Raw genomic sequence first — 15362 nt, 5'->3', positions numbered from 1 at the left:
CCGCCGGCCGCGCAGCACCCACCAGACCGCCAGAACCACCAGCAGGGCCAGGATCACGATCAGCCATTGCCCGTACGTCGACGGCACTTGTTCACCGTCCGTGACAACTCCGCGCCGTTACCCAACGTCGCGGCCACCGGGGCCCGCAAGACCTCCTCCGGCCGCCTTTGCTCTGCTTCACCCCAGGCAACACCGCGCTGAGCTGGAGCTTTCCGGCCCGGACGGGGCCAGGCCCCCCAGGCCCCCGGCGGTGCGCTCACCGTGTGTGACTGTTGCGTGGACTGAAGCAGAGCAAAGGCTGGGGAACAGCCTCTCGGGAGGCACGCACCGCTCACCGTCTGTCAGGGCTGAGCTCGTTCGCGGCGACGGCCAGGCCGGTGGGCCGTGCGGGCGGGTGGGCGGGCGGTGGGCGGGTGGCGGGGGTAGGCCGGCGGGGGTGGGCGGGCCGGGGGTGGGCGGGCCGGGGGTGGGCGGGCCGGCGGGTGGGCCGGCGGGTCGGGGCGACGGTGCGGCGCGGCGCCGGTCAGGCGGACGTGCGCTGCGGGGGGACCGGCGGGTTGCCGTCCTCGATGCGGGCGAGCCGGTTCTTCCGGTAGCCGTAGCCGAAGTAGATGACCGCACCGAGCAGCATCCAGATCAGGAACCGGATCCAGGTCTCCACGGACAGGTTGAGCATCAGGTAGAGGCAGGCCAGCGCCGAGACGATCGGCAGCACCGGGGAGAACGGCACCTTGAACGACCGCTCCAGGTCCGGCCGCCGGCGCCGCAGGATCGGCACCGCCACCGACACCAGCACGAACGCGCAGAGCGCGCCGATGCTGACCAGGTCGGCCAGCGCGGACAGCGGCAGGAAGCCGGCCAGCAGCGCGACGCCGACGGTCATGACGGCCGAGATCCGGTACGGGGTGCCCCAGCGCGGGTGCACCTTCGCGATCGACGGCGGGATCAGCCCGTCCCGGGCGATGGCGAAGCCGATCCGGCCCATGGCCACCAGGTCGACCAGGATCACGCTGGTCAGACCGGCGACGGCGGCGATGGAGACCAGCACGGCGGCCCAGCCGGCGCCCACCGAGTTGAAGGCCGAGGCGATCGGAGCGCCCTCGTCGATGTCGGTGTACTTGACCGTGCCGACCACCACCAGCGAGACGGCGATGTACAGCACGGTGGAGACGCCCAGCGTGCCGAGCAGGCCGAGCGGCAGGTCCCGCTTGGGCCTGCGGGTCTCCTCACCGAGATTGGCCACCGCCTCGAAGCCGGTGTACGCGAAGAAGACCACCGCGGCGGCGCTGAGCGCCCCGGCCAGGCCGAACACGGACGGATCCATCCCGAACAGGGCCTGGGTGACCGGCTGCCGGATGCCGCCCTCACCGCCGGAGGCCGGCTCCGCGGCCGGGATGAACGGGCTGAGGTTGGCGGCCTTCACGAAGAACAGGCCGGCGACCACGATGAAGACGCAGATGGCCACCTTGACCAGCACCAGCAGGTTGGTGACCCGGGCGGACTCCCGGATGCCGACGATGCCCACCACACCGAGGATCAGCACGATCGCGATCGCGCCGACGTTGACGATGCTGCCCTCCTCACCGAACCAGGTGGTCGGCAGGCCGAACAGCTCGCCCAGGTAGCCGGACCAGCCCCGGGCGACCACCGCGGCGCCGAGCGCGAACTCCAGCAGCAGGTCCCAGCCGATGATCCAGGCGACGATCTCGCCCATCGTGGCGTACGCGTAGGTGTAGGCGCTGCCGGCGGCCGGGACGCTGGAGGCCAACTCGGCGTAGCAGAGCGCGGCGAGCAGGGCGACCACCCCGGCGATGGCGAACGAGATCACCACTCCCGGCCCGGCGGAGTTCTTGGCCTCGATGCCGGTCAGCGTGAAGATGCCGGTGCCGATCACGATGCCGATGCCGAAGCCGGTGAGGTCGAGCGCGCCGAGGCGCCGTTTCAGCCCCGGACCGCCGTCCGCACCGTCGGCCTGGCTCTGGCCATCACGTCCTTGATCGGTTTGGTCCGCAGTACCGACACCGCGATCACCCCTCCCGTTGCCCACCCTTCTGGCGGCCAGCGGTGGGCGATGCTACCCAGGACGGACCCTCGTCAACCCCCACTTCTCCCCCCATCTTGGCCACCACCCGCCGTGTGGAGCCGGTCACCATCCGCCAGGTGGAACAGCTCCCACGATGGACCGGCGTCGAACCGGGCCGGACCTGCGGCGCAATCCGCCCCAGACCCTTGCGTTCACCCCGTCCGGTGTGAAAATTTCCTACCAGCGGTCGATAGCGTACGGCGAATGTTGCCACTGCCGCCGCGAGAAGACCGGGAGCCCCCGACGAAGGGACACACCGCATGAAGGCAACTCGGCTCGCCACCGCCGGGCTGACCGCGGCACTGCTCGGCGCACTGGCCGCCGTCGCCCCCGCCAGCGCCGCGCCCGACGCGACGCCCGACTCCACCGCCACCTGCGTCACCGATCCGGCCACCCCGAAGCGCCAGTTCCGGGCCATGTGGATCGCCTCGGTGACCAACATCGACTGGCCCAGCAAGGCCTCCTGGACCGCGCCCGACCAGGTCGCCAAGCAGAAGGCGGAGTACCTGGGCTGGCTCGACCTGGCGCAGCGGCTCAACCACAACGCCGTCGTGGTCCAGGTCCGCCCGACCGCCGACGCGTTCTGGCCGTCCCCGCACGAACCGTGGTCGGAGTACCTGACCGGGGTGCGCGGCCGGGACCCGGGCTGGGACCCGCTGGCCTTCCTGGTCGAGGAGTCACACAAGCGCAACCTGGAGTTCCACGCCTGGATGAACCCGTACCGGGTCTCCATGCCCGCCCCGGGCGGCGCCGGTGCGGACATCTCGATGCTGGCCCCGGACCACCCGGTCCGCCAGCACCCGGACTGGGTCTTCGCGTACCCGCCGGCCGGGGTCGCCGGCAGCCGGCTCTACTACAACCCCGGCCTCCCCGAGGTCCGCGAGTTCGTCCAGACCGCGATGATGGACGCGGTCGAGCAGTACGACATCGACGGTCTGCACTTCGACGACTACTTCTACCCGTACCCGAGCGGCACCTGGCAGGTGCCGGACGACGCCACGTTCGCCGCGTACAACCGGGGCTTCACCGACCGGGCCGACTGGCGGCGGGACAACATCAACCTGCTGATCCGGGAGATGAACTCCAAGATCAAGGCGGCCAAGCCGTGGGTGAAGTTCGGCGTCAGCCCGTTCGGCATCTGGCGCAACAAGTCCGCCGACCCGGCCGGCTCGGACACCACCGGCTCCCAGTCGTACGACATCATCTCCGCCGACACCCGAAAGTGGATCAAGGAGGAGTGGATCGACTACGTGGTGCCGCAGCTCTACTGGTACATCGGGCAGTACCCGGCCGCCGACTACGCCCGGCTGGTGCCGTGGTGGGCGGAGCAGGTACGCGGCACCAAGGTCCAGCTCTACATCGGCCAGGCCGACTACAAGAGCGGTGACCCGGCGTACGGCTCGTACTGGATGAACCCGAACGAGCTGTCCGACCACCTGACGCTCAACCGGGCGTACCCGGAGGTGCTCGGCAACGTGCACTTCTCGGCGGTGCAGGTACGGGCGAACCGGCTCGGCGCCACCGACAGCTACGCCGCCGAGCACTACTCCCGACCGGCGCTGGCGCCGGCCATGCCCCAACTCCCGTCGCGCCCGCTGCTGTCCCCGGTCATCACCACGGCCCAGCGGCAGGCCGACGGCGTACGGCTGAGCTGGCTGCAGCCGGCGGACGGCCGGGGCCCACTCGGCACCGCCACCTCGTACGCCATCTACCGGTTCGACGGCGCCGACCGCGCCGAGCAATGCGACTTCGCCGACGCGGCCCACCTGGTCGGCACCGTGCGCGGCACGGACGGCCCGGTCCAGTCCTGGCTGGACGGTACCGCGGCGGCCGACGGCCGCTACACCTACTACGTGACCGCCCTCGACCGCTCCTGGAACGAGGGCCCGCCGAGCCCACCCCGCACCATCCGCTGAGATACAGGCAGGGGCCCCTTCTTAACGCCTGCGGTAGAGAAGGGGCCCCTGCTCAACACCCGAGGGGCGCGGCATTCGTCTGTTTCGACGTATGTCAGCGGTGGTTCGCGTTCGGCACGGCTCGACGCCCGCTGGATGATCGACGATTATCGACGTCCCCGGTGACCCGCCGGGGGTGATCGCCGTACCGCAGACCCCCGCGGAGGTACCCGTGTCCAGACGCCTCGCCACCACCCTCGCCGCCGGCGCGATCGCGCTGCTCGCCCTGCTGGGCGCCGGCTCCCCCGCCGCCGCCGCGGTGAGCACCGAGCAGAAGCTCGCCGTCCTGTCCAGCTGGACCCAGACCAGCGCCACCAGCTACAACGCCTGGAACGCCGGCCGCCTCAACAAGGGCGCCTGGTCGGAGTACGCCTTCGACTGGTCGACCGACTACTGCTCGTCCAGCCCCGACAACCCGCTCGGCTTCAGCTTCAGCCTCAGCTGTTACCGGCACGACTTCGGATACCGCAACTACAAGGCGATGGGCCGGTTCTCCGCCAACAAGTCCCGGCTGGACAGCGCCTTCTACGCGGACCTGAAGCGGGTCTGCGCCACGTACAACGTCGTCGTCCGGCCGGCCTGTTACAGCCTGGCCTGGACCTACTACGAGGCGGTCAGCATCTTCGGCTCCGTCGCGGCCGTCCAGCAGGCCGACATCGACCGCGCCGCCCGGATGAAGGCCGACGCCGAACGCCGCGCCGCCGCCCGCTCCTGACCGGACCGGCGCAGACGCGCCAAAGGTACGCCCCGGCCCGCCGGCCGGGGCGTACCGCTTCGGCCGGTGGCTCAGGCAGGCCGGGTCAGGCCAGCTCGGCCTACGTCGGCGGGTTCGGTGCCCGGCGGCCGGGTCAGGCGTGCTCGGCGGGACGCCAGCCCGGGTCGGGGCCAGGCTGACCCGGGGCGGGACCACCGCCGGCGCCGAAGCGGCCCGAGCCCACCGCCAGGTCGGGGTGTTCCACGCCGAGGGCCAGCACCGCCGCCTCCTCCAGGCCCAGCTCGCCACCCTCGGCGTACGCCCGGTCGTAGACGGTTTCGCCCAGCGTCCGGCGCAGCTCGGCCTGCCGTTCCAGCCAGTACTCGCCGTACAGCCCCGGGGTGGCCCGCATGGTCGCCCGTACGGTCTGGCCCGCGCCGAAGAGCCGGGCGGCGAGCAGCGGCTGCCGGCCCGCCGCGCAGCGGACCGCGACCGCGTTGACCGTGTCGCAGGCCCGGCCGTGGTAGCCGTGGCTCATCCGGGAGCGCAGCGCCACCATCAGGTGCTCGTGCGCCGCGACCAGGTCACCGCGGGCCAGCGCCACCACGCCGAGCAGCATGTCCACCGAGCGGCGGCCCCGTTCCACCGGCCGGCTCGCCTCCACCGGTCGGGCCGCCCCGAGCAGTTCCGCCGCCTCGTCGAGGGCACCCCGCCGCCACAGCAGCTCGGCCAGGTTGAACACGGCGAAGAGCGCGTCCCCGGCCACCTCCTGCTCGTACGCCCAGTCGATGACCTCCCGGCAGACCCGCTCCGCCTCGGCGAACTGCCCCAGGTCGATCAGGGGCGCCGCCCGGCCGGCCAGCACCCGGGCCAGCAGCCCGGCGTCACCGGCCTGCCGGGCGGCCGCCTCGGCACGCTGGGAGAAGCGCAGCTCCTCGGCGAACTCGCCGTCGGCCCCCGCGTGCAGCGAATGCATGTGGTACGCCGCCGCCAGCTCCGCCTCCGGGATCGCCTCGCCGTGCTCCGCGATCCGCCCGTAGAGCCGGAAGAGCCACAGCCGCCCCTCCCGGGCCAGCCCACGCTCCCGCCACCAGTGGTCCAGCCCACCGGCCAGCCGCAGCCCGGCCCGGGCGCTGCCCCCGGTGGCGCACCAGCGCAACGCCGCGCGCAGCTCGTCGGCGAGCGGGTCCAGGGCGTACAGCGACAGCGTCACCGGCCGGCCGTCCGGGCCCAGGTGGGCGCGCTCCAGGGCGTGTGTGCACCAGGCGACGTGCCGGTTCCGGGCCGCCTGCTCCTCGCCGGCCTCGGTCAGCCGGCGGCCCGCGTACGCCCGGATCGGGTCCAGCATCCGGTAGGTGCTGCCCGACGCCCGTGGTTCGGCCAGCACCATCGACTTGTCCACCAGCACCGACAGCGGGTCGAGCGGGTCCTCGCCGAGCAGCCACTCCACGGTGGGCAGGTCCACCGGGCCGGCGAAGACCGCCAGCCAGCGCAGCAGCCGGGACGCGCGTGGGCCCAGCGTGCGGTACGACCAGGTGACGGTCGCCTGCATGGTGAGGTGGCGTTCGCTGGCGGAGCGTTGCATCGCCCGGTGGGCCGGGGTCGGCGGGGTGGCCCCGGCCGCGGCGGCGGCCAGGTCCACCGTGTCCTGCTGGTTGCCGGTCCAGCCGGTCTCGGCGGGCGGTGGCTCGGGCACGTCCCGGCCGGCGTCCAGCACCCCGAGCACGTCGTCGAGGCGGGCGGCGAGCTGGCCCACGGAGAGCACCCGCAGCCGGGCGGCGGCCAGTTCGATGGCGAGCGGCAGGCCGTCCAGCCGGCGGACCACCCGCCGCAGGTCGGCGGACTCCGCCGGATCCGGCGGGCGGCCACCCCGGGCCGCCGCCGTCCGGTCCAGCAGCAGCGCCACCGCGTCGCTCTCCGCGCCGCCGGGCCCGGGCTCGACCGACAGCGGCGGAATCCGCCACACCACCTCGCCCGGCAGCCCGAACGGCTCCCGGGTGGTGGCGAGCACCCGGATCCCCCGGCCGCCGGCCAGCAGCCGGGAGATCACCTCGGCCGAGGCCGCCGGCTGCGCGTCGCAGGTGTCCAGCAGGATCAGCATCCGGCGGGCCGCCGCGTACTCGACCAGGGTGTCCATCATCGGCCGGCCGGGCTCCGGACGCAGCCCGAGCACGGCGGCCACCGCGAACGCCACCAGCCCGGGATCGGTCACGGTGGCGATGTCGACGAACCACACCCCGTCCGGGTACGCCTCGACCGCCCCGCCGGCCAGCTCCACGGCGAGCCGCGTCTTGCCGGTGCCGCCCGCACCCAGCACGGTGACCAGCCGGTGCGCCTCGACCAGCGCGCGCAGCTCGGCCCGCTCGGTCTGCCGGCCGACGAACGCGGTGACCTGGGTGGGCAGGTTGTGCGCCACCGCGTCCGCGGTGCGCGGCCGGGGGAACTGCCGCTCCAGGCCCGGCGCGACCAACTGGAACAGCCGTTCCCGGTCGTCGAAGCCGCGCAGCCGGTGCAGGCCCAGGTCCAGCAGGGACGCCCCGGCCGGCAGCGGGTCGGCGTGCCGGGCGGTCGCCGCCGAGCAGAGCACCTGTCCGCCGTGCGCGGCGGCGGCGACCCGGGCCGCGCGGTGCACCTCCGGGCTGGCGTACTCCCCGTCGCGCGGCTCGGCCCACCCGGTGTGCAGTCCCATCCGGACCCGCGGGGCGGCGTCCGGGGTGGGCCAGTCGTGGTCGGCCAGCGCCCGCTGGCCGTTCAGGCAGGCGGCCAGCGCCGCCGCCGCGTCCGGGAAGGCGAGGAAGAACGAGTCGCCCTCGGTGAGCAGCTCGGCGCCGTCGGTGGCGACCAGCGTCCGGCGGAGCAGCCGGCGGTGCTCGGCCAGCACCGGGCGGTAACCCGCGCCGAGCATCTGGGCCAGCCGGGTCGACCCCTCGATGTCGGTGAACACGAAGGTCACCCACCCGGTCGGGAGGTGGATCCCTGGCGACATGCGTGGAACCTCCCGCCCCGTGACGTCGGGTTCATGCTGCCCTATGTGCGCGCGGTCACGCATCGTGAGAACGGTCGGGCGGAACCCGACCCCCGGGCCCCCTCCGGCATCGTCAGCGGGGGTTGGGTCGGGCGGCCAGGCGGAGGCGGGAGGGTTCAGCAGCCGCAGCCGCCGCCGCAGCACCCGCCGCCCGTCGGGGCGGGGGCGCCGCCGGGCACACCGCCGCCCCGGCCGGTCACCGCCACCGTGGACAGCAGCTTGACCGTGTCACCGTGACCCTGGGGGCAGGACGCCGGCGCGCCGGCCTCCGACATCGGCCGGTTGACCTCGAAGGTGTCGCCGCAGGCGCGGCAGCGGAACTCGTACCGGGGCATGTCATCAGGGTACGTCCCGCTGGCGGGGAGTGCCGGTTCGCCGTGCTGCCGCGCGTGACGGACTACTTCGCGTCCAGCGCCTCGCGCATCCTGTTGATCTCTGCACTCTGCTCGGCGATGACGCCACTGGCCATCTCGTTGATGATGACGTCGACCCCGAGCGCCAGCACCTCGCCCGCCATGTCGATCGCGCCCTGGTGATGTTCGATCATCATGCTGACGAACATCCGGTCGAACTCGGCGCCCCGGGCGGCGGTGAGCCGGTCCAATGCCTCCGGTGACTGCATGCCACCCATGCCGTGCTGGTGACGGCCGCCGGAGTTCCGGTCCAGGCCACGGTCCGTCAGCCAGGTATCCAGCGTCTTGATCTCCGGCTCCTGGGCCGCCAGGATCCGATCGGCAATGATCTTGATCTGTGAGTTCTGCCCCCGGTCCGCCACCAGCCTGGCCATCACGAGCGCCTGCTCGTGGTGCGGGATCATCATCGTCACGAACCGGGTGTCGGCGTTGTTGTGCGACGGACGCGGCAGGGGCGACATCTCGTTGGCCGCGAGGGTCTTCGCCGGCTCACCAGGGGCCCCGGGCAGCAGCACCGGCGCGGTCGCGTCCGGTGCGCGGGGCAGGGCGAGCGACTCCGGCGGCTTCGGCTTCGCCGCCGGGCTCGGCTGGTCGTCCGGCCACCAGAGGACCGCCGCGACCCCGGCGGCCACCACCGCGAGCACAACCAACTCGATCAGCACAATCGCCCGCGATCGTCCGAGAAGAGCCCGGACCCGTACACCTAGCACAACTCGACTCCCGCCGTCCGCCCTGAGGATGGCCGGGATCGTAACGCGGCGGTGCCCTGGCCCGGGAAGATCGAGACAGGGAAAAGGCGCTATTGGTCCTACCTGCGGTTATTCATGCCGTCGCGCCGCCGCGAGGTTTGCCGAACCGTAACCCAAAGCGGCGGCTAAGTGTGATGTGCATCACAATCGCTGCATCGAAGGCCGGTTATCGTCCGGAGACCCTGCTCAACCCCCATGACGAAGGGTTTCCTAAATGTTCGAGCGAACCCCACAAGGGAGCCGGAGGCTGGCCATCACCGTGGCCGCAACAGGCGCTCTTCTACTCAGCGGCATCGTGGCCGCATCGCCGGCGAGCGGCGCCGGCGAATCCACCGAGGGCACGGACGTCTGCGAGTCGTTCCGGGCGGCCGGCGACAACTTCGCTGAGTACTGCATCAGCGAGGCGGCAGCCACCGACGTGGCGGCCGCGAACGCCATCCCGGGCGTCGACGAGATCTCCCACAGCCCCAACCTGCAGCAGATCGCCAACTACCCCAAGTTCGGCGGGTTCGCCAGCGAGGGAGCGTACAACTCGGACCTGGCGTTCCAGGGCAACTACGTCTTCGCCGGCAACTACCTGGGCTTCAGCGTCTTCGACGTCAGCAAGCCCGCCTCGCCCCAGGTCGTCAGCCAGGTGGTCTGCTCCGGCTCGCAGGGCGACCCGTCGGTCATGGGCAACCTCCTGTTCCTCGCGGTCGACCAGGTGCGGACCGACGACTCGTGCAGCAGCGCGGTCGGTTCCGTGGCCAACCCGGCCCACTGGGAGGGCGTCCGGATCTTCGACATCAGCGACAAGGCGAACCCGAAGTACATCAAGTCGGTCCGCACCGACTGTGGTTCGCACACCCAGACGCTGGTGCCGAGCAAGGACGGCAAGAGCGTCTACGTCTACGTGCAGTCCTACAGCCCGTCGGGCAGCGCCGCGTACTGCAAGACGCCGCACGACAAGATCTCGATCATCAAGGTGCCGCTGGACAACCCGACCGCCGCGTCCGTGGTGGCCACCCCGGTTCTCTTCCCGGGAACCACCGGCGCGAACTCCACCACCGGTTGCCACGACATCACCGTCTACCCGGCTCTTGACCTGGCCGCCGGCGCCTGCATGGGCGATGGCGTCCTGATGGACATCTCCGACCGGGAGGCGCCGCGGATCATCAGCCAGGTCCGGGACACGAACTTCGCGTTCTGGCACTCGGCCACGTTCAACAACGCCGGCAACAAGGTCATCTTCACCGACGAGCTTGGCGGCGGCAGCAGCGCGATCTGCACCAGCAACTACCGGACCAACCAGGGCGCGGACGCGATCTACGACATCGTCGGCTCCGGTGACAGCCGTACGCTGGTCTTCAAGAGCTACTTCAAGATCCCGCGGCTGAACACCACGCGGGAGAACTGCGTGGCGCACAACGGCTCGCTGATCCCGGCGATGGGCCGCGACATCATGGTCCAGGCGTGGTACCAGGGCGGCATCTCGGTGATCGACTTCACCGACTCGGCCAACCCGGTCGAGCTCGCGTACTGGGAGCGGGGCCCGCTCTCCGACACCCGCAACATCCTCGGTGGTTCCTGGTCGACGTACTACCACAACGGCTACATCTACTCGAACGACATCCAGAAGGGCCTCGACGTCCTCAAGCTGGACGACCCGCGGACGAACAACGCCCGCGCGATCGCGTTCGATGAGCTGAACGTGCAGACGCAGCCCAGCTACCCGGCCTGCACCACCGTCCTGAGCAACCGGCAGAACGGTGGGCTCGACATCAAGTCCGGCATCACCTGCCTGGACGGGGTGACGGTCAACGGGGCGACCAAGGTCGCGCCGGGTGCCGGCCTGATCGCCTTCAACTCGACCCTCAACGGCTCGGTCACCGCGAACGGCGCCTCCGTGGCGTCGATCGTGGAGAGCACGGTGAACGGCTCGGTGGACGCCATCGGTGGCACCGTGCGGGACAGCATGGTCACCGGCTCGGTGAAGACGAGCTGAACCCGCAACAGCACCACAGCTCCGGCCCGGCGGATTCCGCCGGGCCGGAGCCCGGTGTGTTGCCGCCGGCAGGACCGGATCTGCCGCCCCGGGCGGAGATGGGTGATACTCGACGGGTGGTGGACGGCGAAGACAGATCGACAGTTCGGCCCCTGCGTCCGGCTACGCCGCCCGACGATCTCGGGGCCGCCCGGCCGGCTGTCCCTCGCCCTCGACGCGCCGAGCTGAGGCCCACCACGCCGACGCCGCCGGACGCCGGGTCAGGTCCGCCGGACGCCGGGTCGACTCCGCCGGACGCCGCGTCGGGTACAGCCGGTGCCCGGACGGAGGCGGCCGGTGTCCCGACGCCAGCGACGACGGCCGGGGGACAGCGGCGCCGGATTCCGTTCGCGCACGCGGTGCCGGTGCCGTCCCGGCGGCTGGTGCTGGCCGCCGCCCGGGCCACCCGCGCCTGGTCCGGCCGGCCGAGCGGCCGGGTCACGCTCTCCGGGCTCTTCCTGCTGCTCCTGGTCGGGGTCACCGCGGCGGCCGGCGCGCTGCTGGTGCCGGCAACCGCCGGGCAGCAGGTCGCCGCGGACGCCACTGCGACCACCCCGCTCGGCCTACCGACGGGCGACGCCCTGCCGCCGGCGACCGCCCTGCCACCGGCGACCGCCGGGGCACCGCCGACCGCCGGGGCACCGGGCGCGTCCGGGCCGGCGGGGCTGCCCGAGGTCACCGTGCCGCCCACCACACCGCAATCCGCCGGGGCGGCGGTCGGCCAGACGGCGACCGGCCGACCGGCGGACGCGCTCGCCATCTGGGCGCAGCAGGTCGGCGCGCGGACCAACATCTCCCCGGTGGCCATGCAGGCGTACGGCTACGCCGAGCTGGTCCTGGCCCAGACCCACCGCAGCTGCCAGTTGAGCTGGACCACGCTGGCCGCGATCGGCTACGTGGAGTCCCGGCACGGCCAGGCCAACGGGGCGACGCTGAAGTCCACCGGTCGGGCGGAGCCCGAGATCATCGGTGACCCGCTGGACGGCCAGGGCGGCCGGTCTCTCATCCGGGACACCGACCGGGGCGCGCTGGACAGGGACACCACCTACGACCGGGCGATCGGCCCGATGCAGTTCATCCCGACCACCTGGGAGCAGGTCGGGGCCGACGCGGACAACGACGGCCGGCGCGACCCGCACAACATCAACGACGCGGCCCTGGCCGCCGGCAACTACCTCTGCCAGGGCGGCCGGAACATGACCATCGCCGGCGACTGGTGGGGCGCGATCCTGTCGTACAACGACGTGCGCCGGTACGCGCAGGACGTCTTCGACAAGGCCAACGAGTACGGCCTGGCCAGCCGCACGTGACGTGACCGTTCGCATACATTTGGAGAAGCGGACACTTCCCCCGGGCAGCGGTTGACGGCAAGCTAGACGGGTGATGGTGCGGGAGTGGGATCCACGGACGGCGTCGTCCGCCGAGATCACGTCGCTGCTGGACACGCTGAACGCGGTCCTCGCGACCGATCTACCGCAGGACCCGCCATGGCGGGAGAGTTCGCTGCGGGAATACCTCTCCGAGGTGATGCCGGGCGAACGCCGGATCTCCTGGCTGGCCCAGGCCGAGCCGGGTGAGGACGGTGGGCCCGCCGCGGTCCTGGGCCACGTCCAGGTGCTGCTGCTGGGCGGCATCGGCGTGCTGGAGGTGCTGGTGCATCCGTCGGTCCGGCGTACCGGGCTGGGCCGGACGCTGGTCCGGCTGGCTGGCCGCCGGGTGTGGGACGAGGGTTTCCAGTCGATCGGTGTGGAGGTGGTCGGGGGCACCCCGGCGGTCGCCTTCTACGATTCGCTCGGCTTCGCCCGGGAGTACGTGGAGACCCGCAGCGTGCTCGACCTGACCGCGGTGGACTGGCCGGCGCTGGCCGAGATGGCTACCGGCGTCGCGGCCGGCTACCACGTCGAGTTCCACCCGGGCGGCCCGCCGGAGGAGTTGCTCGAGGCGTACGCGCGGGCCAAGGCCGAGGTGCGCGACGTCGACGACGGCGAGCTGCGCCCCAGCTCGTACGACCCGCAACGGTTGCGGGAGAGCCTCGACACGCTGCACCGGCGGGGCATGAAGCCGTACATCGTGCTGGCGCTGCACGAGCATTCGGGCGAGGTGGCCGGGCTGACCGAGGTGGTGGTGCCCGCGCAGCATCCCACCCGGGCCGACCAGTACGACACCATCGTGGTGCAGGACCACCGCGGCTACGGCCTCGACCGGGCGATCAAGGCGCGGATGCTGCTGGAGCTGCGCTCCGCCGAGCCGGAGCTGGCCGAGGTCCAGACCTGGAACGCGCAGGCCAACGAGGCGATGCTCAAGGTCAATGCCGAGCTGGGTTATCGGCCGGACCGGGAGTGGTGCGAGTACAGCGTGGACGTCGCCGAGCTGGTGCACCGGCTGGACGCCGGCGCGGCCGGCCGGGACGGAGGGAGGTCTCAGTAGTCCCAGCTGCGGGGGTTCGGCGGCGGCGGCACGGAGCGATTCTTCGCCACCCGCACCTCCCACTGGCTGCGCCGTCGCCGTACCTCCCGCTCCACCGGGCAGCGGTGGTAGGTCTCCGGCGGCCGGGCCAGGCCGTAGATGTCGGCCCACCACTCCCCGGGTCGCGGGTCGAGGATCGTGTTCAGATGGGACGGGTAGCGGCGGCCCGCGCCGTCCCGGATGTCGTCCCGGTCGCCCATCGGCTGGATCACGTGGCCGTCCGGGTCGACCACGGCGAGATGCAGCCCCGCCGCGCCGAGGAGCCGTTCGAGCACGCGGAGGCTGGGGGTCAGCTCGCCGGCCTCGACCCGGCCCACGGTCGAGGGCGCCACGTCGGCGAAGCGAGCCATCTGCCGCTGGCCGAGCCCGGCGATGCGCCGCGCCCGGCGCACCAGGCCGGCGATCGGGAAGGGGCCGATGGTCGGACCGGGGTCCGGGGGATCGAGTGCGGAAGCCATGTCCCGGACCCTGCCCGCCGCGACACCCCGGCGACAACCCCTGTGGACAAACCTGTGGACAAGCTTGTGGACAACTCCCTGGCGCAATGCCGGACGGTGGCGCTTCCCTCGGCTGCCCGCTCGACCCGGCCCGCGACCCGCCCTGCCCGACCACGGCCTGTCCGGCCCTGACCTGCCGGAATGCTCGACGCAGCCCCGGCCCGGCCGCCGGAGCGGGCTGGCCAGACCCTGCCCCCGGGCAACCCTCATCCGCCCGCTTTGCTCTGCTTCAGCGGAGGCAACACAAAACCGCCGCGGGTGTTGCCTCGGCTGAAGCAGAGCAAAGGCGGCGAGCGAGGCCACCCGGGCTCCGGACGCGGGCGGACCGCGGAACGGCCCGGAGGGCACTGGGAGCTGCTTCGCGGCGGACAGAGACCCGGACATCACGACGCGACACGGCGCAACCAAGGCACGGCGCGACACGGGTGGTCCGCCGGCGCCCGCGCGAGGAACGGGGAGAGGGTTCAGTAACGCTCGCGGAGTAGCCGGGCCGCCTCGACCGCCCAGTAGGTGAGGATGATCTGCGCGCCGGCCCGGCGGATCGAGGTGAGCGTCTCCAGCATCGCCCGCTCGCGGTCGATCCAGCCGTTCGCGGCGGCCGCCTCGACCATCGCGTACTCGCCGGAGACCTGGTAGGCGGCGACCGGGACGTCCACCGCGGCCCGGACCGCCGCGACCACGTCGAGGTACGGCAGGGCCGGCTTGACCATCACCAGGTCGGCGCCCTCGGCGACGTCCAGCTCCACCTCGCGCAGCGACTCGCGCAGGTTCGCCGGGTCCTGCTGGTAGGTGCGCCGGTCCCCCTCCAGCGCCGACTCCACCGCGTCCCGGAACGGGCCGTAGAACGCGGAGGCGTACTTGGCGGCGTAGGCGAGCACCGAGACGTCGGTGTGGCCGGCGGCGTCCAGGGCCCGCCGGACCACGCCGACCTGGCCGTCCATCATCCCGGACGCCCCGACCATGTGGACACCGGCGTCGGCCTGGGCGACCGCCATCCGGGCGTACGCCTCCAGGGTGGCGTCGTTGTCCACCGCGCCGTCCGGGGTGAGCAGGCCGCAGTGCCCGTGCGAGGTGAACTCGTCCAAACAGAGGTCGCTCATCACCACGGTGGCGTCGCCGACCTCGGCGACGACGTCCCGGATGGCGACGTTGAGGATGCCGTCCGGGTCCAGGCCCCCCGAGCCGGACTCGTCCCGCGACGCCGGCACCCCGAAGAGCATGATCCCGCCGACGCCGGCCTGGACCGCCTCCGCGGCGGCCTTGCGCAGCGACTCCCGGGAGTGCTGGAGCACCCCCGGCAGCGACGCGATCTGCCGGGGCTCCGCCAGCCCCTCCTTGACGAACATCGGCACGACCAGCTCGGCCGGGTCGACGCGGGTCTCGGAGACGAGCCGGCGCACGGCGGCGTTGCGGCGCAGCCGGCGGGGCCGGATCTCGGGGTACGGCATGACGGGCCT

10 protein-coding genes and 1 pseudogene are annotated in these 15362 nt (G+C 72.5%); 5 read left to right on the top strand and 6 right to left on the bottom strand.

Going from position 1 to position 15362, the window contains the following annotated elements:
* Positions 1-523: 523 nt before the first annotated feature.
* A complete protein-coding gene (locus tag AB0H57_RS03765; protein WP_357502293.1) occupies positions 524-1894 on the bottom strand; it encodes an amino acid permease in 1371 nt (456 codons plus the stop codon).
* A gap of 449 nt (positions 1895-2343) precedes the next feature.
* On the opposite strand from AB0H57_RS03765, the gene AB0H57_RS03760 reads away from it, so the two are divergent.
* Positions 2344-3999 carry a family 10 glycosylhydrolase gene (locus AB0H57_RS03760; RefSeq protein WP_357502291.1) on the top strand — a complete coding sequence of 552 codons (1656 nt, stop codon included), beginning with the start codon at positions 2344-2346 and terminating at the stop codon, positions 3997-3999.
* A 211-nt stretch (positions 4000-4210) separates the two neighbouring features.
* The gene (locus tag AB0H57_RS03755) at positions 4211-4753 is read left to right on the top strand and encodes a phospholipase (RefSeq protein WP_357502290.1); all 543 of its coding nucleotides are present in this window, start codon (positions 4211-4213) and stop codon (positions 4751-4753) included.
* A 133-nt stretch (positions 4754-4886) separates the two neighbouring features.
* On the opposite strand, the gene AB0H57_RS03750 is transcribed toward AB0H57_RS03755, so the two are convergent.
* From AB0H57_RS03750 to AB0H57_RS03740, 3 genes are all read right to left on the bottom strand, one after another.
* Complete coding sequence (locus AB0H57_RS03750) at positions 4887-7718, bottom strand: adenylate/guanylate cyclase domain-containing protein (protein ID WP_357502288.1); 2832 nt, start codon at positions 7716-7718, stop codon at positions 4887-4889.
* Between the two features lie 155 nt (positions 7719-7873).
* Positions 7874-8092, bottom strand: a complete 219-nt coding sequence (locus tag AB0H57_RS03745) for a zinc ribbon domain-containing protein (RefSeq protein ID WP_357502286.1) — start codon at positions 8090-8092, stop codon at positions 7874-7876.
* Between the two features lie 62 nt (positions 8093-8154).
* A complete protein-coding gene (locus tag AB0H57_RS03740; protein ID WP_357502284.1) occupies positions 8155-8832 on the bottom strand; it encodes a DUF305 domain-containing protein in 678 nt (225 codons plus the stop codon).
* A gap of 481 nt (positions 8833-9313) precedes the next feature.
* Here AB0H57_RS03740 and AB0H57_RS03735 point away from each other — a divergent pair.
* The 3 genes and pseudogenes from AB0H57_RS03735 to AB0H57_RS03725 all read left to right on the top strand — a co-directional run.
* A pseudogene (locus tag AB0H57_RS03735) lies at positions 9314-10621 on the top strand (hypothetical protein); the annotation flags it as partial.
* A gap of 398 nt (positions 10622-11019) precedes the next feature.
* A complete protein-coding gene (locus AB0H57_RS03730; RefSeq protein WP_357502282.1) occupies positions 11020-12252 on the top strand; it encodes a lytic murein transglycosylase in 1233 nt (410 codons plus the stop codon).
* A 73-nt stretch (positions 12253-12325) separates the two neighbouring features.
* Positions 12326-13369, top strand: a complete 1044-nt coding sequence (locus AB0H57_RS03725) for a GNAT family N-acetyltransferase (protein WP_357502319.1) — start codon at positions 12326-12328, stop codon at positions 13367-13369.
* On the opposite strand, the gene AB0H57_RS03720 is transcribed toward AB0H57_RS03725, so the two are convergent.
* Together AB0H57_RS03720 and hemB are read right to left on the bottom strand one after the other, a co-directional pair.
* Positions 13363-13866, bottom strand: a complete 504-nt coding sequence (locus tag AB0H57_RS03720) for a helix-turn-helix transcriptional regulator (protein WP_357502279.1) — start codon at positions 13864-13866, stop codon at positions 13363-13365. The genes AB0H57_RS03725 and AB0H57_RS03720 overlap by 7 nt on opposite strands.
* Before the next feature lie 503 nt (positions 13867-14369).
* Positions 14370-15353, bottom strand: coding sequence for a porphobilinogen synthase (hemB, locus tag AB0H57_RS03715; protein ID WP_357502278.1), 984 nt, complete (start codon positions 15351-15353; stop codon positions 14370-14372).
* Positions 15354-15362: the final 9 nt, after the last annotated feature.

The sequence above is a fragment of the Micromonospora sp. NPDC050686 genome, assembly GCF_040654475.1.
Classification (GTDB): domain Bacteria; phylum Actinomycetota; class Actinomycetes; order Mycobacteriales; family Micromonosporaceae; genus Micromonospora.
The sequence above is the reverse complement of the archived record's forward strand: the minus strand, read 5'-3'. Positions and strand labels throughout refer to the sequence as shown.